The 23997-nt window shown below is 42.5% G+C and carries 23 protein-coding genes; 11 read left to right on the top strand and 12 right to left on the bottom strand.

Features of this window, described 5'->3' with window-relative positions; genetic code table 11:
• Positions 1–47 precede the first annotated feature (47 nt).
• Positions 48–506, bottom strand: a complete 459-nt coding sequence (locus H3T75_RS10020) for an FxsA family protein (RefSeq protein WP_198211646.1) — start codon at positions 504–506, stop codon at positions 48–50.
• A gap of 207 nt (positions 507–713) precedes the next feature.
• Here H3T75_RS10020 and H3T75_RS10015 point away from each other — a divergent pair, with 207 nt between their 5' ends.
• From H3T75_RS10015 to H3T75_RS10005, 3 genes are all read left to right on the top strand, one after another.
• Positions 714–1469: a peptidoglycan DD-metalloendopeptidase family protein gene (locus tag H3T75_RS10015; RefSeq protein WP_232339987.1), complete on the top strand. Its 756-nt coding sequence runs from the start codon at positions 714–716 to the stop codon at positions 1467–1469.
• A gap of 107 nt (positions 1470–1576) precedes the next feature.
• On the top strand, positions 1577–2362 hold the full coding sequence (gene rsmA, locus H3T75_RS10010; protein WP_198211645.1) for a 16S rRNA (adenine(1518)-N(6)/adenine(1519)-N(6))-dimethyltransferase RsmA: 786 nt from the start codon (positions 1577–1579) through the stop codon (positions 2360–2362).
• Positions 2363–2399: 37 nt separating this feature from the next.
• On the top strand, positions 2400–3128 hold the full coding sequence (locus tag H3T75_RS10005) for an amino acid ABC transporter ATP-binding protein (protein WP_025329798.1): 729 nt from the start codon (positions 2400–2402) through the stop codon (positions 3126–3128).
• 163 nt (positions 3129–3291) lie between these two features.
• Here H3T75_RS10005 and metF read toward each other — a convergent pair whose 3' ends face one another.
• The 7 genes from metF to def all read right to left on the bottom strand — a co-directional run bounded on the left by metF (position 3292) and on the right by def (position 10980).
• Positions 3292–4125, bottom strand: coding sequence for a methylenetetrahydrofolate reductase [NAD(P)H] (gene metF / locus H3T75_RS10000; protein ID WP_025329799.1), 834 nt, complete (start codon positions 4123–4125; stop codon positions 3292–3294).
• Between the two features lie 164 nt (positions 4126–4289).
• The gene (locus tag H3T75_RS09995) at positions 4290–5561 is read right to left on the bottom strand and encodes a sigma-54 dependent transcriptional regulator (RefSeq protein ID WP_025329800.1); all 1272 of its coding nucleotides are present in this window, start codon (positions 5559–5561) and stop codon (positions 4290–4292) included.
• Positions 5548–7650 carry a PAS domain-containing sensor histidine kinase gene (locus H3T75_RS09990; protein ID WP_198211644.1) on the bottom strand — a complete coding sequence of 701 codons (2103 nt, stop codon included), beginning with the start codon at positions 7648–7650 and terminating at the stop codon, positions 5548–5550. Before H3T75_RS09990 ends, H3T75_RS09995 begins: the two co-directional genes overlap by 14 nt.
• A 5-nt stretch (positions 7651–7655) precedes the next feature.
• Positions 7656–8252 (bottom strand): DUF4390 domain-containing protein, encoded by a 597-nt coding sequence (locus H3T75_RS09985; protein ID WP_084547518.1) that lies wholly within the window; start codon positions 8250–8252, stop codon positions 7656–7658.
• On the bottom strand, positions 8218–9471 hold the full coding sequence (rsmB, locus tag H3T75_RS09980) for a 16S rRNA (cytosine(967)-C(5))-methyltransferase RsmB (protein WP_198211643.1): 1254 nt from the start codon (positions 9469–9471) through the stop codon (positions 8218–8220). The genes H3T75_RS09985 and rsmB overlap by 35 nt, the downstream gene beginning before the upstream one ends.
• Complete coding sequence (gene fmt / locus H3T75_RS09975) at positions 9468–10409, bottom strand: methionyl-tRNA formyltransferase (protein WP_198211642.1); 942 nt, start codon at positions 10407–10409, stop codon at positions 9468–9470. Before fmt ends, rsmB begins: the two co-directional genes overlap by 4 nt.
• Positions 10410–10476: 67 nt before the next feature.
• Positions 10477–10980, bottom strand: coding sequence for a peptide deformylase (def, locus tag H3T75_RS09970; RefSeq protein WP_025329805.1), 504 nt, complete (start codon positions 10978–10980; stop codon positions 10477–10479).
• Positions 10981–11141: 161 nt separating this feature from the next.
• Here def and H3T75_RS09965 point away from each other — a divergent pair, with 161 nt between their 5' ends.
• The 6 genes from H3T75_RS09965 to H3T75_RS09940 all read left to right on the top strand — a co-directional run bounded on the left by H3T75_RS09965 (position 11142) and on the right by H3T75_RS09940 (position 16774).
• Positions 11142–12359: a LysM peptidoglycan-binding domain-containing protein gene (locus H3T75_RS09965; protein WP_198211641.1), complete on the top strand. Its 1218-nt coding sequence runs from the start codon at positions 11142–11144 to the stop codon at positions 12357–12359.
• A gap of 803 nt (positions 12360–13162) precedes the next feature.
• Positions 13163–13909 carry an MtnX-like HAD-IB family phosphatase gene (locus H3T75_RS09960; RefSeq protein WP_198211640.1) on the top strand — a complete coding sequence of 249 codons (747 nt, stop codon included), beginning with the start codon at positions 13163–13165 and terminating at the stop codon, positions 13907–13909.
• A gap of 24 nt (positions 13910–13933) precedes the next feature.
• Positions 13934–14755 carry a carboxylesterase gene (locus H3T75_RS09955; RefSeq protein WP_198211639.1) on the top strand — a complete coding sequence of 274 codons (822 nt, stop codon included), beginning with the start codon at positions 13934–13936 and terminating at the stop codon, positions 14753–14755.
• A 34-nt stretch (positions 14756–14789) separates the two neighbouring features.
• Positions 14790–15146 (top strand): EamA family transporter, encoded by a 357-nt coding sequence (locus H3T75_RS09950; RefSeq protein ID WP_037392850.1) that lies wholly within the window; start codon positions 14790–14792, stop codon positions 15144–15146.
• The gene (locus H3T75_RS09945) at positions 15146–15556 is read left to right on the top strand and encodes a multidrug efflux SMR transporter (protein ID WP_174829681.1); all 411 of its coding nucleotides are present in this window, start codon (positions 15146–15148) and stop codon (positions 15554–15556) included. The genes H3T75_RS09950 and H3T75_RS09945 overlap by 1 nt, the downstream gene beginning before the upstream one ends.
• Before the next feature lie 30 nt (positions 15557–15586).
• Positions 15587–16774, top strand: coding sequence for a DegT/DnrJ/EryC1/StrS family aminotransferase (locus H3T75_RS09940; protein WP_198211638.1), 1188 nt, complete (start codon positions 15587–15589; stop codon positions 16772–16774).
• Here the strand turns inward: H3T75_RS09940 and H3T75_RS09935 are convergent.
• Genes H3T75_RS09935 through H3T75_RS09925 form a run of 3 tightly spaced genes read right to left on the bottom strand, consistent with a single transcriptional unit; the run spans position 16756 to position 20196 of the window.
• A complete protein-coding gene (locus H3T75_RS09935) occupies positions 16756–17646 on the bottom strand; it encodes an arginase family protein (protein ID WP_037475171.1) in 891 nt (296 codons plus the stop codon). The genes H3T75_RS09940 and H3T75_RS09935 overlap by 19 nt on opposite strands.
• The gene (locus H3T75_RS09930; protein WP_198211637.1) at positions 17639–18727 is read right to left on the bottom strand and encodes a GNAT family N-acetyltransferase; all 1089 of its coding nucleotides are present in this window, start codon (positions 18725–18727) and stop codon (positions 17639–17641) included. The genes H3T75_RS09935 and H3T75_RS09930 overlap by 8 nt, the downstream gene beginning before the upstream one ends.
• A gap of 53 nt (positions 18728–18780) precedes the next feature.
• Positions 18781–20196, bottom strand: a complete 1416-nt coding sequence (locus tag H3T75_RS09925; protein ID WP_025329813.1) for an aspartate aminotransferase family protein — start codon at positions 20194–20196, stop codon at positions 18781–18783.
• Between the two features lie 392 nt (positions 20197–20588).
• Between H3T75_RS09925 and H3T75_RS09920 the strand changes: the two genes are divergently transcribed.
• Together H3T75_RS09920 and ppk2 are read left to right on the top strand one after the other, a co-directional pair.
• Positions 20589–21782 (top strand): MFS transporter, encoded by a 1194-nt coding sequence (locus H3T75_RS09920; protein ID WP_198211636.1) that lies wholly within the window; start codon positions 20589–20591, stop codon positions 21780–21782.
• A gap of 139 nt (positions 21783–21921) precedes the next feature.
• On the top strand, positions 21922–22815 hold the full coding sequence (gene ppk2 / locus H3T75_RS09915) for a polyphosphate kinase 2 (RefSeq protein WP_025329815.1): 894 nt from the start codon (positions 21922–21924) through the stop codon (positions 22813–22815).
• A 65-nt stretch (positions 22816–22880) separates the two neighbouring features.
• On the opposite strand, the gene H3T75_RS09910 is transcribed toward ppk2, so the two are convergent.
• Complete coding sequence (locus H3T75_RS09910; RefSeq protein ID WP_198211635.1) at positions 22881–23606, bottom strand: 16S rRNA (uracil(1498)-N(3))-methyltransferase; 726 nt, start codon at positions 23604–23606, stop codon at positions 22881–22883.
• Positions 23607–23997 lie beyond the last annotated feature (391 nt).

Here is a 23997-nt window from a genome sequence, read left to right as displayed (position 1 = left end):
AAAGCCGCCAGATTGATTCTGTGCGGCTTTTGGGTTTTATTATTCGGTTATTTATGTGGAAGATTTGATTGTGTGCCGGCGTGAGCTGTTTGTTCGTTATCGGTTTCTACAGTGTATTCACCCTCGATAATGTCCGCCTGTTGCGGTTGTGTTGAACGGGAGAAGGATTGGGTTGTGCCGGTCAGAGGCTTGCCGCTAATAGGTAGTAATAACAAGGCAGCAAATATATCTGAGACAAATCCGGGGCTAATAAGCATGATGGAGGCGAATATGTAGCGCACTGGCCATAATAGCTGGTAAAGCGATACATTGTTGCCAGTACGAATGGTAGCCATTGCAAGAAATAAGCCAGACACGCCAATATTACGCAGCATAAAAATACCGCAGACAATTGACAGTAAGATGATAAGCAGTGTCCAGCCGCCACCAATCAGATTGCTAACCAGAATAATGGAAAGGACTTCCAGTACTGCCAGTATCGGTAATGCCCAACCTATGTAACGCATGTAAGTTACCCTTTTAAGCTATAACATTTTTAACAGATGGTTGCAGGATCGAAGAATTCAATATAGCAGTTGTGAAATGGATTTCTCTGCCTGTCTGAAAAGAGGGGCTTACTAGTCAATGAGGCGGGAAAAGCTATGTTAATATCAAGCTAAGGTTAACTAAACAAGCTATGCTATACAGATTCTTATTAAGATTTTGGTAAATCAATGATACAGATATGGAAATTGAGCGGGATATTATGGCGTTCCGGTTTAAGCGTGTTGCTGGGCGGCTGTTTGTTGCTGGGTGGCTGTGCCAATAATAATCCGGCTAAAGCGCCGGTAATGAATGGCAAGGCACAAAATGGTTATTACCGGGTACAGCGCGGAGATACGTTATATCGCATTGGTTTGCGATTTAATCAGGATGTGAATACGCTTGTTCGCTGGAATCATCTGGCTAATCCTCATGCTATTGAAGTAGGGCAGTTGATTCGCGTACGCAAACCAACTACTGCCTCAGGCTCAGGCAGTTCTTCCGGCAGTTCTTCCGGCATTAAACGACACCCTGGTCGTGTTGCACCTAAACCGGATACCGGAACGACTACAACAGCTGCTCCTGATATTCGTTTGCGATGGCCGGTGCAGGGCAAAGTAATCAGTACATTTAATGGTCAGACGCAAAAGGGTATTGATATTGCCGGTAGCCGTGGTACGCCGGTTAAAGCAGCGGCAGCGGGTATCGTAGAGTATGCCGGAGAGGAACTGCGCGGATATGGCAAACTGGTACTGATTAAGCATAGTAACAGTACGATGACGGCCTATGCATACAATGATTCCTTGAAAGTTGTAAATGGGCAGAAAGTTCAGGCCGGACAAACAATCGCAACCATGGGCGACAGTGGAACCACTGGTGTAAAACTGCATTTTGAGGTTCGGGTGAATAGTAAGGCGGTTAATCCTTTACGTTATCTGTCAAATTAACGTCAGATTACTGAAAGCAGATGTTAACAGGAAAGTTGTACTGATTAGTCTGGTAAGTTGAGAATGGTGGTTTTATTTTATAATTGGGCAAAATTGAAGGAAGTATTATGAAAGAACATCGTGCCCGCAAACGTTTTGGTCAGAATTTCCTGCAGGATAAAAGTATTATTCAGGATATTGTGCGTGCGGTTCGCCCTCAGCCTGAGGATGCGGTAATTGAAATTGGTCCGGGTCTGGCCGCAATTACGGAACCTCTTGCTATGGCTGTCAATAAACTGCATGTGATTGAGATTGATCGTGATATTGTAGCCCGGTTACGTACGCTGCCATTTGCATCAAAGCTATTAATTCATGAGGGCGATGTCCTGCAATTTGATTTTAATACTGTACCCGGCAAAAAAAAGATTGTTGGTAACTTGCCGTATAATATTTCCACGCCGTTGTTATTTCGTTTTGGTCAGTATGCTGATGATATTATAGATATGCACTTTATGCTGCAAAAAGAAGTGGTTGAACGTATGGTGGCAGTAGCAGGCAGTAATGATTACGGGCGTTTAAGTGTCATGTTGCAGTATTTTTTTGAGATGGAAAATTTACTTGATGTGCCGCCTCAGGCCTTTATACCTGCACCAAAGGTAGATTCAGCTGTGGTACGAATGATTCCGCAGTGTGGTCGCATTGGTATTGCTGAGGATTTTAATCATTTTGCTGCATTGGTCAAACAGGCTTTTCAACAGAGACGTAAAACTATTCATAATAATCTGAAAGAATCAGTAGATGATGCAGCATTGATGGCTGTAGGTATTGATCCCGGCAGCCGGCCAGAACGGGTTACGCCAGAGCTTTATGTGGCATTAAGTAATCATTTGTTGCACAATGGCGCTTCTGTCTGAATGATTAATGCAGACAGTTACAGGATGTGGGGAATACATGATTGAATTTAAGAATGTCCATAAATGGTTTAAAGATTTGCATGTTATTAATGGTGTGAATCTGACTGTTAGTCAGGGGGAGGTGGTAGTGGTATGCGGTCCTTCTGGCAGCGGTAAATCTACGCTGATTCGTACTGTAAATCAGCTGGAAAAAATCCAGCAGGGTGAAATCTGGGTTGACGGAATTAATGTTGCTGATCCGAAAGCTGATTTAAATCGGGTACGAACTGAGGTTGGTTTTGTATTTCAGCATTTTAATTTATATCCGCATCTTACAGTTCTGGAAAATATTATTTTGTCACCGATGAAGGTGAAAAAAGAAAGTCGCGCGCAGGCTGAAGCCAAAGCTAAGGAACTGCTGGCTAAAGTAGGGCTGGCGCATAAGTGCGATGCTTTTCCGCAGCAGTTGTCGGGCGGTCAGCAACAGCGGGTTGCGATTGCCCGCGGTCTGGCTATGGAACCAAGAGTAATGCTGTTTGATGAGCCGACTTCTGCCCTGGATCCGGAAATGATAGGTGAAGTGCTGAAAGTTATGAAAGATCTGGCGCTTAGTGGTATGACAATGATGGTGGTCACGCATGAGATGGGTTTTGCCCGTGAAGTAGCTGATCGGGTAGTATTTATTGATCATGGTGAAATTGTTGAAGAGGCTACTCCGGAAGAATTTTTCCAGCGTCCGCAACATGAAAGAGCTCAGCAGTTTCTTAATCAGTTGTTAACTCATTAGCTATTAATTATTTTGCTGTGATTAATTTAAATTAGACAGTCATATAATTTCGCTGATAAAAAAGTAATCAGATTTTACAGCCCTTATCATTAAGACGATAAGGGCTTATTTCATTTTTACTGTATTAAAAAATTTATATTTTAATTTTATTTATTATTCAGTTTTAGTAACCTAATCGCTGACAGATAGTTGATACAAGTCCGGCCTGATTCAGGGTATAAAAATGCAGGCTGGGTGCTCCCTGCTGAAGCAAATGGTCGCACATTTCAGTTACTACATCCAGCCCAAGTGCTTTAATTGATGCTGTATCATCTGCATAAGACTGAAGTTTTAGGCGTAACCAGCGCGGAATCTCTGCGCCACAGGTTTCTGAAAAGCGTGCCAATTTGGAAAAGCTGGCAATAGGCATGATGCCGGGAATAATGGGAATATCTATTCCTCTGCCCTGTACTTCGTCCACAAACCAGAAATAACTGTCTGCATTGAAAAAATATTGGGTAATTGCTGAGTCGGCACCAGCCTGACATTTACGTACAAAATGATTGATATCATCTTCAGCGCTGCGTGATTGAGGGTGAAACTCCGGATAGGCAGCAATTTCAATATGAAACCAGTCACCAAACTCCTGGCGGATAAGAGCAACCAGCTCATTTGCATAGCGCAGTCCCTGATGTCCGAAGCCCACGCCTGACGGAACGTCACCACGTAAGGCTACAATATGACGGATGCCCATGTCTTTGTAGGTTTGGAGCAGGCTGATCATTTCTTCACGGCTGGCGCCAATACAGGCCAGATGAGGAGCGGCTGCTACTCCATCATTCATAATATCGGTAATTGTTTGCAATGTACCGGCTCGTGTAGTTCCACCTGCACCATAAGTACATGAAAAATATTCAGGTTGATATTGGCTTAACTGTTTGCGGGTGATGGCCAGTTTGCGCCGTCCCTCTTCAGTACGCGGCGGAAAAAATTCAAAGCTCAACTGGGTAAAACTCATGATTAAACAGTTTCTCCGTAGGTTATGGTTAGATATCTAACCATAACGTTTCAGACATGCTCAATCAATGTTTTATTGCAGATTTTCTTTGAAAAATCCGCTAAATAATATGAATAAAATTCATAATAAAATTTGCAGAGAATTTATTATCCGGTTTATCTGATTTATTTTTCAGCTTGCCGGCGCGAAAACTGAATACCAAGCTGTTTAAGTTTGCGATAAAGATGAGTTCGTTCCAGCCCTACTTTCTGAGCCACTTTACTCATGTTATGTCCTTCCTGAGCTATGTGGTATTCGAAATAGCGTCGTTCCAGATCCTCTCTCAGTTCACGCAGAGGCAGATCAAAATTGAAGCCGTTCATGGTTTCATGAGGCTGGTTATGTTTGAACTGATTCAGAATAGTACTGACAACATTAACGTCAATTTCGTTATTTTCTGCTGTGAGCATCAGGCTTTTAACAACACTGCGCAACTGTTCCAGATTACCCGGCCAGTCGTACTGACGCAATTCATTCAAGGCAGCAGTAGTGAATTTTACTGGCGGAATTTTCTGGCTTTCTGCCAGTTCGGTTGTTATTTGTTCCACCAGAAATACCATATCATCCAGTTGCGAACGCAACGGAGGAATGGCAACAATTAGTGATGACAAGGTATTAAGCAGCTTGTTATCCTGTAACGGATCGGTAATCATTTCTTTAATTGATCTGCTGCAAACGCAGATAATGCGTGCGTTGTAGCGGTCTGCTTTAGTCAGAATGAAACCGATACTTTGCTGGGTACTTTTACCATACTGGGCTATATCGCCCAGATAAAGTATGCCACCTGTGGCTTTCTGCAATAATTCAATAGGAGCGTCAACGATTTGTTCTACTTTGGAGGGTTCTACCCAGGGAGTTGAGCTTTTATGAAATGAGCGTGCTACCAGTTCAAAAGGAGAGCCCAGTTCACCGGTTAGTAATACCGGAGTACTGAATTTAGCTATACGTTCCAGTTGCTGATTTAATTCTTTAATTGCAGGGCTGTGACCGAGCTTATCCAGTGTCAGATTAGAAGCAGCCTGCATTTGCCCGTATTTTAAAGCACGGTCTACAGTACTAAGCAGTTTTTGCAGGGAAATAGGTTTTTCCAGAAAATCCAGTGCGCCAATTTTTGTGGCTTCTATGGCAGTGTCAATGCTGGCATGGCCGCTCATCATCACTACCGGCATAGTTAACTGCCCGGATTTTGCCCATTCTTTAAGTAAGGTAATCCCATCGCAGTCAGGCATCCAGATATCCAGTAATACCATCGCAGGGCGTGTTTGCTGGCGTAGCTGGCGGGCAGTATCGGCATTTTCGGCTGTGGTGACGGTATAACCTTCGTCCTGCAAGATTTCCGATAATAAATCGCGGATACCTATTTCATCATCAACAATTAAAATATCACTGCTTCGCATTTCTATTCACCTGTAATGGTAAGGTTATTTTGACACAAGCCAGTCCGTTTTTCTGATTACTGATTTGGATCCGCCCGCCGTGTTCTTCAATGATTTTTTTTACTACCGGCAATCCCAGTCCGGTACCACCGGGTTTGTCTGTTACATAAGGGTCAAATGCATGTAATAACATCTCCTGACTAAATGTTTTACCATTATTACTTACGTAGAAAAGAATATGTTCGCTATTTAATTCAGTTTGTATGCTTACTTCAGGAGAGTCAGATGCTGCAGCTGCCTCTACTGCATTTTTCAGCAGATTATGAATAACCTGACGTAAAGCTCCGCTGTCAGCGTTAACATTCATTACTATCTTACTCAAATTAACTGTAAATGTACAATTACTACCTTCATAAAGTACCAAAACCTCGCGTATTAGTTCATTTAAATCAAGGTTTGTGAATTTTAATGCCGGTGAACGGGCATAATTGCGGAATGCCTCAACCATATCTTTCATTGCTGCTACCTGACGGATAATGGTATTAGTAGCACGGCTTAAAATTTGTTTATCCGCTTCGTTTAATTTATCACTGAGCTTCCACGCCAGCCGTTCGGCGGATAGTTGAATTGGTGTCAGGGGATTACGGATTTCATGTGCCAATCGTTGGGCAACTTCACCCCATGCTGCTTCTTTCTGAGCACTTACCAGAGCTGTAACATCATCAAACACCAGTACAGTACCGCCACCGCTGTCTTCGGGCAGAGGTGTGGCCTTCCCTAGTAATATCAGAGCCTCATCTTTGTGATTATAGGTAATTTGCGCCGGTTTGTTCTGATATTCTGTAGTCAGTATCTGTTGAAATACATCAGCCAGCATTGCTGTTTGCGGGCTTTGTTCTGTAAGTTGGCTGATATTTTGCCCGAGTATCGGATTCAGATTCTGGCCAAGGATGTTCTCCGCCATTTGATTAAAGGTAATCAGGCATCCTTCTGGATTGAGGGTAACTACACCAGTGGTCAGGCTGTTGAGTATATGTTCCAGATAATGTCTGGCCGCTTCCTGTTGTTCACGTGAATGGCGCAGCTGTATTGTCATGTGATTAAACAGACCGGTTAATTTTCCCAGCTCATCATTGCGATAAATAGTTTGTTGTACGTCCAGATCACCTTTGGCCACTGCACGGGCACCATCGGCAAGTGAAAGAATAGGAGCAACAAATTGCCGGGCAAAATATAACGCTACCAGCAGAGCCAGAATAATGGACAGCAGGGTAGCCATTAGTAATGTAGCCAGAAAAAAGGTTTGCAGACTTTGTTTAGTAAAGCTCAGCTCCCCATATTTTGCCCGTGCCGCTTCAATCAGAGTTGCATCCCGTGCTACTTTAGCCGGAATTGGCTGGCGAAAAAACAGGGCTTTATCGCTGTTGTGTCCGGGTAAAAGCAGCCAGCCCTGTGCATAAAGAATATTATTGATACTTTCAATCTCACGGACAGAGCCTGAATTATGCAACTGCTGAATCAGATTCGGGTTAAGTTCAGGAGTGGACAGGTGCTGAGGATTATATTCGGCTTCAAGCCGTTTATTGTTTAAATTATAAATATCTAACTGACTGAACTGTCTGCTTTTGCCATTTTTCTCTAGAACGGGTACTAGTGGTTGTTCCAGACCATTGGCTGCAATCAGGGCTATCTGAATATTGGCCGCCCGGCGAACTGTGTTGTCCAGCTCATAATCCAGAGCAGATTTACTCAGGCTGATACTGCGGTTTAGTGCTTCTTCTGTATCGTTACCAAACCACGAATGAATACTGTGCGAGATAAACTGTGCAGATACTCCGAACAGAAATAAACCGGGTAATACAGCTACCAGGGTAAACATGGAAGCCAGACGCAATGCAATTTTGGAACCGAACTCCTGTCTGTGCCGGCTTTGCAGCAATTTCCACCAATAAGAACCGGCCATCAGCATCAGTGCCAGTACCAGTAGTGAGGCAAATCCAAAAGCAAACCAGAAATATTTTGAGAAAACATTAGTGTTGCCGGTAGCGACAGCCAGAACATACAGGGTCACTACACAGAGTACTGCCATGACCAGAATCAGCCGTCTCATTGTGGTCAGTCCGCGTTAATGACTAGACGATGCCAGCCGGAATCCAATTGCCAGCTATGGGAAGTGAGAGCATTAATCTGAAATGGCTTGGGTAACTGGCTGATACTCAGACTAAGGCGAACATCAGCACGCACTTCATTCGCAGAGACACCACTGAGTGTGCCATTGCTCAGGACGCGCCAGTTGGCTACAGCACCAACGGCTCTAAGTGCGGTATCAAGGCTGTTGTATTCGGTAGAGAACGTGGAACCCATGCTGACACGGTAGCGGTTAGTCAGCGGGTGATAAGCGAGTTTGTACTGTATAAGGTTATCACCGCCAATCAGGTTATTAATCCGATTACGGTAAGAAGCGAGCGTGGGGGCTGTTAACTGATAGTTCAGATCAAAATTTAATGGTACGCCTTGAGTCAGAGCCTGTTTCAGTTGGTCGGGCAGCTGGGTATTAAAACGTGTATTGATGGAAAGCTGACCATTACTGGTAATATTAGCCTGAGCACGGGTGGTGCTTATGCCTTCGGCCAGTGCTGCAGTAATGCTCAGGCAGAGGAGACAGGTAAAAAGTAGACTAGATTTTATCGATAAGCGCGTAAAAAAAGCCATCTTGTCTGCTGTTCGGTAATAAAATACGTGAGAGACGCTCGCGGGCATCCGCATGTCGGGTTAAAAAACGGGTTACTTGTTGCTGGTTTTCTTCTGTAAAAATCGAACAGGTGGCCAGAAGCAGGCGCCCACCTGATTTTAAAGTAAGCCACAGATTATCCAGTAAAGCTTCCTGCTGTAGTGCAGTTTTTTGTCCGTCCTGAGGCTGACGTAACCATTTGATGTCAGGATGACGTTTTACTACACCTGAAGCTGTACAGGGAACATCAGCAAGAATGGCATCAAAAGTGTTGCCATCATACCATGAGTGCAGATCTTTTGCGTCGGCACAATGCAAATGTGCCTGCTGATGCAGGCGTTGCAGATTCTCCTGTACGCGCTCAAGACGCTGCGAATCTATATCCAGTGCGGTTACATCGCAGTCTGCCCATTCAAGCATATGTCCTGTTTTACCACCCGGTGCAGCACATGCATCCAGAATGCGCTCACCGGATTGCGGATTGAGCAAAGGAATGGCTTGCTGAGCCCCAAAATCCTGTACAGACACATGTCCTGAAGCGAAATCCGGTAGCTTTGATACGGCTACTGCCTGTTGCAGCATAATGCTGTGTGTATCGAGAATTCTGGCTGGTATACCGGCTGCGGCCAGTTTGGTTTGATATTGCTCAGCATCAGTATAGCGACGATTAACTCGCAATGTCATAGGCGGATGCTGAGCCATTGCTGTAACCATATTATGCCAATGCTGAGGATAATGCTTTTTAAGATAGTTTAACCACCATGCAGGCAGATTGAAACGGGCTGTATCCTGTTTAAGTGCATTGGCTAATAAGTCCTCATGCTCGCGTAGAAAGCGCCGTAACAGAGCATTAACCAGTTTCTGGTAACGACCACCGTGCAATCGGCGTGCATGATTCACAGCTTCATTCACGACGGCATGATGTGCATTGCGAGTAAAATGTAATTGGTATAAAGCAATGATAAGAAGATGGCGAATATCTGCCGGTGGTGAAGCTGTGGTCATTTGCTGTACAAGTTGTTGCAACAGACCTAAATAACGCAGGCTACCATGAGTAAGATCTTGCAAGGCAGCTCTGTCAGAGGCTGACAGTTCAGAATGTTGCTGTATTACCTGAATCAGAATTTCATTGAGATTACATCCGTTTAGTACTTCGCCGATGATATTTGCTGCCAGTTGCTGGGCGCGAGCCATACTCATGCATCAGTCTCCGCTGAAGCGAGTAATGTACCCTGTTGCAAGATATTACCGGCTTGGAATGAGGCTACAGACATGGCTTTGCTACCCGCTTTCTGAATTTCTTCAATACTGATGGAGTTTTTGCCACAGGCTACAATCAGTTCATGTTCATTACTGTGTAAAACCATTCCCGGTATGCCTGTATATGAAACTACCTTAGCGCGCCGGATTTTAAGCGGTTTATCCTGCCAGACAGTCCATGCTCCGGGTACTGGATTGAAAGCACGAATTTTTCGTACAATTTCTGCAGCAGGTCGGGTCCAGTTAATTTGTGCTTCAGCTTTGCTTAATTTATGAGCATAAGTAACACCTGTTTCACTTTGTGGAATTGGCTGTAGCTGGTTAATTTGTTGTAAATCAGCAACAATTGCATCAGCACCCAGCTGCATTAATGCATCATGTACTTCACTCGCTGTATCGTCTGTTTTAATAGTATATTTATGACAGCTGATTACTGAACCGGTATCCAGACCGGCATCCATTTGCATGATACATACCCCGGTTTCGTGATCGCCGGCTTCAATTGCACGCTGAATCGGTGCGGCACCACGCCAGCGCGGCAACAGCGACGCATGAATATTGAGACAGCCGTATCTGGGAATATTAAGCACTGCCTGTGGCAGTAATAGCCCGTAAGCAGCTACAACCATGACATCAGCCTGCTGATTTTCCAATATCGCCTGAATTTCGGCCGTTTTTAATGTAGTTGGCTGCATTACGGTAAGGCCGTGTGTCAGTGCTGCTTTTTTAACTGCACTGGGTTGTAACTTTAACCCGCGGCCGCTAGGGCGGTCTGGCTGGGTTAGTACCAGAGGCACGTTAAAACCGGCTGCAACAATAGCATTGAGTGCAGCCGCAGCAAAATCAGGGGTTCCGGCGAAAATAACAGAAGGCTTCATGCAATAAATCCACAACAGGCATAACAGCTATCGCTATGCCAATAAAAAATTCCGACAACAGGTTTTGTTACATTCTTTCGCGTGCGCGTTTTTTAAGCTTAGTTTTGATACGGTTCTGTTTCAGTGGCGACAGATATTCTACAAATACCTTGCCGGCAAGGTGATCCAGTTCATGCTGAATACAGATGGCTAGTAATCCGTCTGCTTCCAGTGTAAATTTTTCACCATGTTCATCATAGGCTTCAACGGTAATGCGCTCAGAGCGGTGCACCATCTCGTAAATACCGGGAACAGATAAACAGCCTTCTTCGTACTCGGTATCACCTTCTCTGTAAGTAATAACCGGATTAATAAATACACGCAGCTGATTACGTTCTTCAGACAGATCCATTACTACTACACGTTCATGCACATCAACCTGAGTTGCCGCCAGTCCGATACCGCGTGCCTGATACATAGTTTCCGCCATATCCTGTACCAGCGTGCGAATTCTGTCATCAAATTTTGTAACAGGTTGCGCAACAGTATGTAAACGCTCATCAGGATATTGTAAAATGTTTAAGAGAGCCATTATGTGTTTAATTCCTTGTTCAATCAATCTGACCTGAGTACATGATGGCAATATGGATTTTTTAAAGATTGTTGATATGGATTCAGGTAAACTGATACTAATATCCATACTATGTCATATCACAATCATTTAAAATAGCAAACTCCCTAAGGATACCTTACATGCATAAACATATTATAACTCTGCTGTGTGCACTAAGTATGGCAATATCTGCACCGGTAATGGCCAAATTAAAATTACGTCCGGATGCACCGGCACAATATGTAGTGAAAAGTGGTGATACTTTGTGGAGCATATCCGGTAAGTATCTTTACAGCCCCTGGCAATGGCCGCAACTGTGGGGTTCTAACCGGGATCAGATTCGGAATCCGCAAAAAATTTATCCGGGACAGGTTTTAAGTCTGCGCTATGTTAACGGGCAGCCGCGTCTGGGTTTTGATAACAGCGGAGGTATTCCAACCATTAAACTGCAGCCACAAATACGTAATCTGTCTTCTGGTTATGGCATCAGTACCATAGATGTCGATTTTTTCCGTATGTTTATGCAGCACCCGCAAGTAATTAGTAAAGAACAAACCAGAGAGGCACCACGTCTGATTGCCGGACCGGATAACCGGGTTATTTATTCTACAGGTGACCGTATCTATGCGGATCGTCAGTTAGAGCCTGGTCGCTATCTGATTTACCGTATAGAACAGAATATTACTGATCCTGATACCCATAAATACCTGGGACAGCTGGTACGCTTTAGTGGTGAAGCAGCAACACTGGCCGGACAGAACACTGCTCTGGCTGAACGCAGTCCAAAGGATGCGGCCAGCTTACCCGAAGATGAGTATTATACCCGTAAGACACCACTGATTAAGGTTCCTACGCGTACAGCTCAGCCAATGGTTATTACCAATTCAGCGTCAGAAATTAATAAGGGTGATTATCTGTTAAAAATTACAGATGAGCATGATCCGTTCCAAATGATGCCTCATGGGCCCACTACTCAGATTAAAGGTAAAATTGTTTCTGTAATGGACGGTATTCAGGAAGCAGGTCCTTATCAGACAATTACTTTGAATTTAGGTACTAATGACGGAGTTGATAAAGGTACCGTAGTTAGCCTGTATAAAAAAAGTCGCCAGCTTAAGGCTGATTTATCTAATGAGCCTAAGAAATCACGCAGTGTGGTTAAATATCTGAGTATTCCGGCAGAGGAAGTTGGTCTGGCACTGATTTATCGGGTAAGTGATAATTTGTCTTCAGCTCTTATTATTAATGCATCTCAAGCTGTGCAGATAGGAGATTTAGTAATGAACCCGGGTCATGATCTGGATGATGTTACACAGGACTCAACTTACCTAATCAATTCATTCAAAGAAATTCACTAATTGAAACAGCGAATAATATATTGGTAAAAAATTTATTGCTGATGAAATGAATCGAATAAAAGTGCGGATATATCCGCACTTTTATTTTATAGTTTTATCTATTGCTCTCTATAAGCATAGATATCAAAATTCTCTGCTGCTAAAAATAGCAGTTATGCTTATTATCCGATATTTATCAGAATAATAAATATCGGATAAACAATTGTTTGTTTCTGAATAGCCTTTGCTGAGAATCCGTTCTGATTATTTTATGCCATTTGATTTAAATAAATTATCTATATAATTTAAATTATTGTGAAAAAATAACAATTATTAGCTTACTTCTTTCCAATATTGATATTGCATTAAGTATGCTTAAATCCAGTCAGTTTAATTTCTGGTGGAAATGTTTTAAAATAGATCAATTATTCGGTTAAAATATCTAGACATATCAGCTATCTGTATAGATTAGTTCTGTTGTGGACAGATTTGGCGGCTTGGTATAGCAGACAGGTAATCTGAGTTTCAGCAAAGTATAAGATACATTTCTGACATGTATTTTCGTTTATTTTATATTAAACTGAAATTAGTGTTCAAAGTGAACGGGTATTATTCTATTGATAGAATATATATTTAGTACCCTTAATCTCCGATCTATCAGCCATATTTAGCCAATTATCATGTTAGGGTAATTGGCTAAAATTTAGTGAAATTATTTACGTTTAGCCTTTACACACTAAGATATTCAAGCATCTTGCATTATCTTTCATTTTCCTTGTTACAATGCCAGCCTGTTTTCATTTGTAATTTTTATATGGAACAATATGAGTTGTTTCTTCCCCGTTGCGGAAAGCCCGCAAAATCATCAGTCACTTTTTTATGCTAACGATTTGACTCAGTATTCAGTATTGTGTGACTTTGACGGAACCATCAGTGAAAAAGATGTTACTGATACCTTACTGAATCATTTTGGTAATGAGAAATGTGCCTTATTTGAGCAGCAGTGGCAGGAAGGTATTATTGGTTCGCGGGAATGCATGTATCAGCAGATTGCTAATATGCAGGCCAGTAAGGCTGAGTTGGACAGTGTGCTGGCACAAATTAAAATTGATCCTGCTTTTAGTGAGTTTATCAGCTTTGCACAAAGCAGAAATTTAAATGTACATATTGTCAGTGATGGACTGGACTATGCCATTCAGTCCATCCTTAAGCGGTATAATCTGAACTTTTTACCGGTTTTTGCCAATCGCTTATTGCATAATCAACAGCAAGACTGGGCACTGGATTTTCCTTATGCCAATGATCACTGCCTTAAGGCCAGTGGTAATTGTAAATGTCAGCACCGCCGGAAACTGACTGGTTTTCAAAAGATTTTTTATGTTGGTGATGGTACATCGGATTTTTGTGTGGCAGATAAAGTAGATATGGTATTTGCCAAAGATAAATTAATTGATTTTTGTCAGCAACAGCGGATTGCGTATTATCCAATCAAGAATTTTGGTGATGTTACTGCTATTTTGCCGGAGTTGCTGAAAGCTCCGACCGAGAATAGCTGCCTGATTCCAGCATAAGGCATTAATACCTGATTTATAATTATGATTCAAGACTCTTCCTATTTTTTACCCGGTAATCGCAATGGTGTTCTGCTGGTACATGGTCTTACCGGTACACCCAATGAAATGCGTATTCTGGCCAAAGGGCTGCATCAGGCAGGTTTTACTGTCTATGCCATGCAGTTGGCCGGCCATTGCGGTGATGAAGCTGATTTATGTCAGACTACCTGGCATGATTGGTATGCCAGTGTGCAGGAGGCTGCGCAATTTCTAAAACAAAAAGTCGATTGTCTGTTTGTAGCAGGATTATCGATGGGTGCGCTGCTGGCATTGAAACTGGCGGCCGATCAGCCTGAGCTAGTAAAGGGTGTGGGTGTCTATGGTGTAACATTCAGCTATGATGGCTGGTCTATTCCATTCTGGGCAAAACAATCTTTTGTGCTATTACCGTTTTTTAAAAAATTTCATTTATTTCAGAAAACCTCATTTATAGAGAAACCACCGTATGGGCTGAAAGATGAACGTATTCGTGCAACTGTTGCTGCCAGCATGTTCAGTGGCGATAGTGCCAGTGCCGGTCTGGCCGGTAATCCGTTTCCGGTGCTGGCAGAAATGCAGGCACTGGCCAAAATAGTGCGGCGACAATTGCCACAGGTTACAGCTCCCTGTCTGATTATGCATTCCGGTCATGATGATATTGCCAATATCAAAACTAATGCGCGTCTGGTAGAAAAGTATGTCAGCGGAGTAACAAAATTTATTGTTCTGGATGAAAGCTATCACCTGATTACCATTGATCGCCAGCGGCGCGAAGTAATCAATGAATCAGTTGCCTTTTTCGAGCATATAGCGCAAACAGCGTAAGTGAATATCTATCTCGCAGCAAAGGAAATATTATATGACGATGCTTGTATTCATTTTATGGTTTGCCAATATCTGTTTTGATACGCTCGGGCAAATAGCATTTAAATATGCAGCCATTGCGCCAGATAACCGCAATGGCTGGTATTACTGGATTGATCTGTTCAGTAATTACTGGTTGTGGATTGGGATTGGTTCCTATGTCGCTGAATTTTTGCTTTGGCTGGCATTTTTAAGTCAGGTACCATTGTCACAGGGTATTTTACTTGGCTCAATTAACATTATCGTGCTGATGCTGGTAGGACGGGTTTTGTTTCAGGAAAAGCTTACCCGTTTCCGGTTAGCCGGTATGTTTTGTATTACCATCGGAGTAGTACTGGTAGGAGCGTCATAATGCGTAAATTTTATATAGTTGGTTTTGCGCTCTTATTATTGTTTGATACATTGGGGCAGAGTAGTTTTAAATTAACTGCTATTCATGCGCAGCCACTTGCTGCGGATTGGGACTGGATTTCCCGCGTATTTACTCAGCCGTGGGTATATATTGCCATTGCCGGTTATATTGGCGCTTTTTTTACTTGGATGATGTTGTTGAAAAAAGCACCAGTTGGTCCGGCATTTGCTGCATCGCATCTGGAAGTGGTTACAGTAATGCTGGTTTCAGCTTTTCTGTTTCATGAGCACATCACAAACATTCGTATTCTCGGCGCGATATTTATTGTGGCTGGTATTATCTTTTTAGCACTGGCTGAAAAAGAGATCATGGAAACCGAGAAACATAGTAAAGATGATGAGCCGTGTTAACTTTTCCGGTTCAGAAGATTAGTATTATATATGTCATACTACTATGAGAACCCGCCCACTGCCGGATTACCGCTAAAGTGGTCTGACTGGTGGCCGGCTGGTCAGTCACTTACGAGCAGAGTCAGCGAACAATTGCATCTGCCGCCCGTACAGCTTACCTGTTCAGGTACAGCAGCACTGATTATTGCGTTAACAACACTGGCACAGCAACAGCCACAGCGTAAAATCGTAATTGTACCGGCATATACCTGTCCGCTGGTTGCGCTGGCCGTTCATCATTGTGGTTTACAGTTACAGTTATGTGATTTAAAACCCGGTAGTATCGATATGGATATCGCTCAGTTAAGTACTCTGTTAAATGAGCAGGTATTGGCAGTGATACCTACACACTTGGGCGGCCGGGTGACAGATGTCAGTACCGTTAAACAGCTGGCTCAGTCCTATCAGATTAGTGTGATAGAGGATGCAGCGCAGGCATTGGGTGCAGAAGTAGGGCAGCATGGCGATATTGTGCTGTTCAGTCTGGCAGCCGGTAAAGGGCTAACTATGTATGAAGGCGGTTTGTTAACCGCCAGTGATATGCAATTACGCAGTAATTTACAAGGTATGTCCGAAAAATTATTGCCACGCCGGTGCAAATGGGAGTTGCTGAGAACCCTGGAATTATTTGGATACACTGCTTTGTATAATCCTGCTGGTTTACATTTTGTTTATGGGCAAGGCAGGAGAAAGGCATTGCGCCGGCAGCAATGGATTGCAGCCGTTGGAGATGATTTTGATTTTGATATTCCAATGCATCGGGTTAGTCGCTGGCGCCAGCATGTAGCTGCTAATGCTTTCCTGCGTTTACCGGCATTTTTAGATGCTTTGCAAAAGCAGGCCTACCAGCGTAGTGAACAATTGCAGAGTATTTCTGGAATAGACGTGATCGTCGATCAGCATGGGCGGGGTATATGGCCTTTTCTAATGGTGTTATTGCCTACAGGCCAACATCGCGATGCTGTATTAAAACAGCTATGGACTAGTCCGCTGGGGGTAACACGGTTATTTATTCACCCACTGTCTCAATACGATTATTTGCAGCCGATTTTACCTGCTTCATCCATGCCGAATGCAGAAGACTTTGCTGCACGTATGTTCACTATTACCAACAGCCTGTGGCTTACTGATGCTCAATTTTCCCAGATATGTGAAGTTATTCAGGATGCTGTGCGCTGATTCTGAGCCAGAGCGGCAAGCAATTGTTGATTAACAGCATGATGTTTTTCTTGCCATGTAGTCAGTGTAGTAGCCGGAATAGGTTCCTGTTTGTCCATTGCACTCAGTAAGCGTTTTAGCAGGCTGGTATATTCCCACTGAGATACTTCACCAGTAATATCGCTGCCAATAATCCGCTGATTCATAGCGTTAATCACAGTTAATAAGTGTTCCAGTTGCATGCGCCCCTGATCCCAGTTGGTTTGTACTACGTCTTTACCCAGAACATCTTTGTCTATCGAGATATATACAGGTTCATTAGTTTGTTGCTGAGTCTGGATAAAGGCGCTTACCAGTTCTTCTGGTGAGGAGAATGCCCGAAAAGCCTGTTTCAGACCAATTGTTCTTGCCCAGCCAACCCGTACATCCATACACCAGTAAGTTAATTTACCCTGAAATAATGGCGCCAGCCGGTTTTCCCAGCTGTGTGCCACCCCTATATCATTTGAAGTAATACCTAATACATGTACATGGCTGACAAAAGGTAATTGCGCCACATAGCTGACCCACGAACCACAGTGAATTCCGAACAGATAACGCATATTATCCGGATGATTATCAAAAATAATAACTTGTATCGGATTGGAGGCACTAAAAAATTGCTGTAAACGGTTAATCAACAATAGTGAAATATGATGATAGTCGCCACTGCCGGTTAATACCGTACCATAATGTTCGGGTAATTGCTGATTTAGTTCAGCCTGTAATTTCTTAAAACTGGTCTGAGAGCAACCAAAACGAATAACTTCCTGCCATTGACCAAGTTCAATTCTTACTGCATCTGGTATAGATCCTGTACTGTGGTCAAAATCCAGAATTACCGTTTTATTCATGTTTTTTACTATCCTGAGTAGGCTGATTGCTATTTTCCTGCCAGATTTTATCCTGTTCGAAACGAGTACTGATTTTTGCCAGTAGCTTTCTTAAAACAGGATTGCGGACATACACCATATGTTTGGTAAAAGTAAATTGTGCACCTAAAGATGCTTTAACTTGCGGATCCGTCCAGCCGGCGACATAAACTTTAAGCCCATGCTCTTTGGCATAATTTAGATTGTAAAACCAGCTCAGATAATACAGATTCAGTTCCCGTGCCTGAGGGTAAACAAAACCGATATATTTATCTACCAGCATACCGTTCAGAACAAAACAGATATTGTAACCAATTAGTTCTTGCTGATAATGGTAGGTAAAAATTCTGGCCTGATTGCTGCTGTCCTGTAACAGGCGCACAAAAAAATCTTTGGTTAATAAATCAAAATGGATTTCACTTTGATTATAAACATTCAAATATAACCGATAGTACTCATCTAAAACGGCCTCATTCTGAAAATAGGCATCACCACTATGCAGACAACCAATTTCTACCAGCGATTGCGTTTTTAATTTACGCCGGAAGTTTTTACGCCGCTGATAAGACAGACGGCCTAGATATTCATCAATATCATTAAAATCTATCGATACCCAGGCTAATGCCTGACCTTCTACTGCAATAAATCCTTCTTGTTGCAATACCTGTATCAGCGATGCAGCATATTCATTTGCCTGATGATCCAGTAATGGTGATTGCTGAGGAATATCTTTCACAATCAGCAGCGGATATTTTTTGCCATAATGCTGTTTAATTTCCGTAGCTAACTGCTGCACAGATTGTTGTTGAGTAAACAGCGCATATTCCGATACAGTAGTACCAATAAAACAAGTTTCAGGTTTCAGAAACTGCTGCCACCAGTTAAATAACGGCCAATGGCGAATTTTTTGCTGAAAATCTGATTCTGCGGTAGTCAGTAAATCAAACCGTGCAGCAAATGCCGGTACCCCGCTAGTTAATTGCCATGCTGTAAAATCCTGAGGCGGACTGGTCAGAAAAGTGTCGACCAGTTCATTCGGTTCCAGTTGAGTCAGATAATTCATAATTTACTAATACGGCAGCCAGCCTGAATATCAGCCGGCTGCCATTACCAGCCCTAAGCTGTTAACTCTTTTTTAGCACGTGTAATCAATTGATCCAGCAATTCAATACCCTGATCAATTTCCTGTTTAGTAATATGTAATGAAGGCGCGAAAGTAATGACATTTTTGTAATAACCGCCAATATCCAGTACCAGCCCCATTTTCTGACCCTGCCAGTCCAGATCGCCGGACATACCAATATCCACCATTTTATCTACCAGAGCTTTATTCGGAGTAAATCCGTCTTCTGTGCAGATTTCGGCACGTAATGCCAGCCCCAGACCATCTACTTCACCTATTTCCTTATGGCGCTGTTCCAGTGTTTTTAAGCCCTCAAGGAAATACGCTCCACTTTCCATAACCATTTTTTCATAATCAGTTTCGGCCATCATCTTGAATACTTCCAGACCTACCGCTGTTCCTAATGGATTTGAGGCAAAAGTAGAATGAGTAGAACCAGCCGGAAATACCTGAGGATTAATCAGTTCTTCCCGCGCCCACAGACCACCAAGCGGATTCATGCCATTGGTCAGTGCCTTAGCGAATACCAGCATATCGGGTTTTACATCAAAGTGTTCAATTGACCATAATTTACCGGTGCGATAAAAACCCATCTGAATTTCATCAACAACCAGCAAAATACCATATTGATCCAGAACTTTTTTCAGTCCTTTAAAGTAGTTGCGTGGCGGTACAATATATCCGCCTGTTCCTTGCAGTGGTTCCACATAGAATGCTGCATATTCAGCTTGTCCGGCTTTCGGATCCCACACACCATGGTATTCTGTTTCAAACAGGCGGGCAAAATCTGCCACCAAATGTTCGCCATACTCTTCTGCCGTCATTCCTTTAGGGCGGCGGAACGGATAAGGAAACGGAATAAACATAGCGCGATCACCAAAATGGCCATAACGCCGGCGATAACGGAAGCTGGATGTAATCGAAGATGCACCTAAAGTACGTCCATGGTAGCCACCTTCAAACGCAAACATTAATGAACGCCCTTCAGATGCATTACGGATAATTTTCAATGAATCTTCAATACACTGAGAACCACCGACATTGAAATGCACACGACCATCATGACCAAATTTACGTTTCATATCCAGAGCAATGGTTTTAGCCAGCTCAATTTTAGTAGGATGCAAATACTGGCTGGCACATTGCGGTAATGTATCAACCTGTTGCTTCAGCACAGCATTCAGCCGTTCATTTGCATAGCCAAAATTACAGGCCGAATACCACATCTGTAAGTCCAGATAAGGCGTACCATTTTTATCGTACATATAGCTGCCTTCGCAGCCATCAAAGATTTTTGGCGGATTCACATAATGTACCGTATCACCAAACGAACAGTACTTTGCTTCATCTGCCAGTAACTGTGCATCATCAGGACGATTTACAAGTATTTGAGCACTAGGCTTACTCATCATTTATTCCATTCATTTAAAATAAAACATCTTAATAAAAAGTACATAATTAATACTATTATATCCTGCTAAAGCATCAAAACCGTAACAAACAAAACCTAATAACCTGATAAAACCATTATCTGCTCAATATTCAATTATCTTTGCACTTAATTTAAAAAAAGAAAATGTGTAAAACATATTGGCTTAGCAATTCACTGACAATATATAGATTGCACCCTAACCAAATAAAATTTTATATTCACAAAACTAAACAATATTTAATGATCCGCAATAGACTTATGCAAAAAAACTAAAATCAATTTTTACTAATATTTCTCAATCAGTTAGACTTAAATCACAATAAACACACAATATTACTGGCTACTATTGATCAGCCTAATCACACAACTATGAACACAGAACCTAATCGCATTCCTCATCCCCGCTGGCTTTTATTTGCTCTTGCTGTTGGCGGTTTTGCAATCGGCACTACAGAATTTGCCACCATGAGTGTTTTGCCCTATATCGCCAGTGGTTTAAATATAAGCGAACCTATAGCAGGGCATCTAATCAGCATTTATGCACTGGGTGTTGTCCTAGGCGCTCCGGTTATTGCCATATTTGGTGCACGCTTTAGCAGGCGCAGCCTGTTACTGGTGCTTATGGCATTTTTCTCTCTGACACATCTCGGCACGATGCTGGCTCCAGATTACCGCAGTATGATGTTATTTCGCTTTTTAAGTGGCTTGCCGCATGGTGCCTATTTTGGTGTTGGTGCACTGGTTGCTGCAGCTATGGTGCCTCCAGATAAGAGAACTCAGGCTGTAGGATTAATGATGATCGGTTTAACCATTGCTACCACCATCGGCGTACCTTTGAGTAGCTGGTTGGCTCAAGCAGTAGGCTGGCGGGTTGTTTTTCTTATCGTTGCCATACTGGCTGCTTTAACAGTGATACTGGTAGCTCTTTTTTTACCGGCAAATTGTATGCAGGGAGGCGGTAGCAATGCGCTGCGTGAACTTAGTGCACTGACCAACCGGCAAATATGGCTAACACTGGCTATAGGAGCCATTGGTTTTGGCGGCATGTTTGGCATATATGCTTACATGGCTTCAACACTCGAAGATATTACCGGTATGTCACCTAAAAGCGTACCACTAGTGATGTGTCTTTACGGTGTAGGCATGACTCTTGGCAATATTATCGTGCCACGCATGGCCGGTCGCCATGTAATGGGTGGATTAGCATGCTTACTGGCCTGGTCTGCTGTTATGCTGGCCTTATATCCTTTTGCAGTGCATCATCCTTACTGGATATGTATTCAGGTTGTATTAATCGGCATGAGCGGTGCTGTAGGTACATTATTACAAATTCGTTTAATGGATGTAGCTAAAGAAGCTCAGACACTAGCTGCGGCACTCAACCATAGTGCTTTTAATGCTGCCAATGCCTTAGGACCCTATTTAGGCGGTTTAACCATTGCCGCCGGCTGGGGATGGGCAAGTACAGCGTGGGTTGGCGTTGCTCTTGCTATCATCGGTTTAATCGTATGGTGGTTTACAGTAAAAGATGAACAGCGCACTGCTGCCGCAAATCTGCAATAACTAAGTTTATTCATGTATACAGAACAGTAAATAATATTGTAAAAACATGTAACTGATGTTGCAAACAACTGTTAACATTAATAATCTGTTAATATTAAATTTACTTTAATTATTAATAACAATAGATAGGGGAAGTATTATGACTGCAAACCAGCAGCAATCTGAAACCAAAATACCTGATACTGAGCAGGGAGAAAGCCAGAATAACACTTGTCCGAATAAAAGTACCAAACATAATCAAGATAAAAATACCAAACATAAAAAATTATCTCAAAAGAAATACTACAAAGAGCTGGAAAAACTTCAGGGTGAAATGGTTGCCCTGCAAGAATGGGTAAAAGCCTCCGGACAAAAAGTATGTATTATTTTTGAAGGTCGCGACGGAGCAGGTAAGGGTGGTGCAATTAAAGCTGTCACAGAGAGAGTTAGTCCTCGTATTTTTCAAACTATTGCCTTGCCGGCACCAAGTGAACGCCAAAAGTCACAAATGTACATGCAGCGCTATATTCCTCATTTACCTGCGGCTGGAGAAGTCGTTATTTTCGACCGTAGCTGGTATAACCGTGCTGGTGTAGAACGCGTGATGGGATTCTGTACCGAAGAAGAAAGTAAGGAATTTCTCGAAGTTATTCCATTCATGGAAAAAGCTATAGTTAATTCCGGTATCATCTTGCTTAAATACTGGCTTGAAGTGAGTATGGAAGAACAGCATAGACGCATGCTTGGTCGAATTAACGACCCACGTAAAATCTGGAAGCTTTCTCCCATGGATATCAAATCCTACAGCCGCTGGTATGACTACTCCCGGGCTCGTGATGAAATGATCATGGCGACTGATACCTCATGGGCACCGTGGTACGTGGTTGATTCTAACGACAAAAAGAAAGCGCGTCTAAATATCATCAAACATATATTGAGTGAAATTCCGTATAAAAAGACACCACGGAAAAAGGTCGAATTACCAAAACGTCAGGATAAGGGTGATTATCAGGAACCAAATTATCCTTATCGTTATATACCAGAAGAATATTAATACAAAACCAGCCAGATAGCAGACTAAACTGGCTGGTTTTATTATCAGTTCCGGATTTTTCTAATTTACCCGCGAAAGTCTCCCCATAGCAACTGCATTGCCGCAATAGCTGCTAAAGATGCTGTTTCTGTCCGTAATACTCTGGGTCCTGTGCTGATTGCATTAAAGCCATGATTAATTGCCAGCTCTTCTTCAGCCTGGCTTAATCCGCCTTCAGGACCAACCAGCAATACTACTGCCTGTGGCTGTGTAAACTGATTTAATGCTCGGGGCTGGTTTAAACTCATCAGCAGTTTTAAATCATCCACACCCAGAGCACACAATGCATCTGACAATCCCGATATCGGTTGAATTTGAGGTATTACCGTTCTGCCGCATTGTTCACAGGCACCAATAGCAATATCCAGCCAGCGCTCAAGTTTTTTCATTGCCCGTTCACCACTTAAGCGTTGGCTACTGCGTTCCGTAAGTACAGGCTGAATCACAGTTACGCCCAGTTCCACAGCCTTTTGAATAGTTAAATCCATACGATCACTACTTGATATGGATTGCATCAACGTAATATTTAATGGCGACTCTAAATTAATATCTGTACTTTCACGAATCAGTACATCCACATTTTTCTTACCCATTGACATAATTTCAGCCTGATAGACCTTTCCAAGCCCATCAAAAAGCTCAATTACCTCACCTGGCTGGTAGCGTAACACCTGTACATGGCGAGCAGCCGTATCAGGTAAAGAGAATGCATCTGAAACTAAAACACTGGGTGGTAAATAAAAACGGGGCATAATAGTAGTAAAAAAATCAATCAATAATCCAGCGAATAAAAATAGCCGGATTAACATTTAAAAAATTAAATGACTATTCTAATTATTTATAGAAATACAAAAACGAGTATAAAAATACCTAATCTATAAGCCATACATTTAAATAAGTCTGCAAACACCTATTCTTATATCAGCAATACAAAATATAAACAATGATACCTTTTCGCAATCTAAAGAGTATTAATCTTTAGAACTAACGAATATGAATACACAACTCATTTAATAAACACACAGACAAAGCAAGTCATGAAAGTTTGAAAAATAATCAAACTGAGTCAAAGGCACCAAAAATAAACTCAGGAAAAACAGTTGAATGAGGAGGAAGTCAAAAATAAATGCAGGCAGGAGTTGA

The sequence above is a fragment of the Snodgrassella sp. W8135 genome (assembly GCF_016101225.1).
GTDB classification, from domain to species: domain Bacteria; phylum Pseudomonadota; class Gammaproteobacteria; order Burkholderiales; family Neisseriaceae; genus Snodgrassella; species Snodgrassella alvi.
Note: the sequence above shows the minus strand (reverse complement) of the source record. Positions and strands in the feature narration are given on the sequence as shown.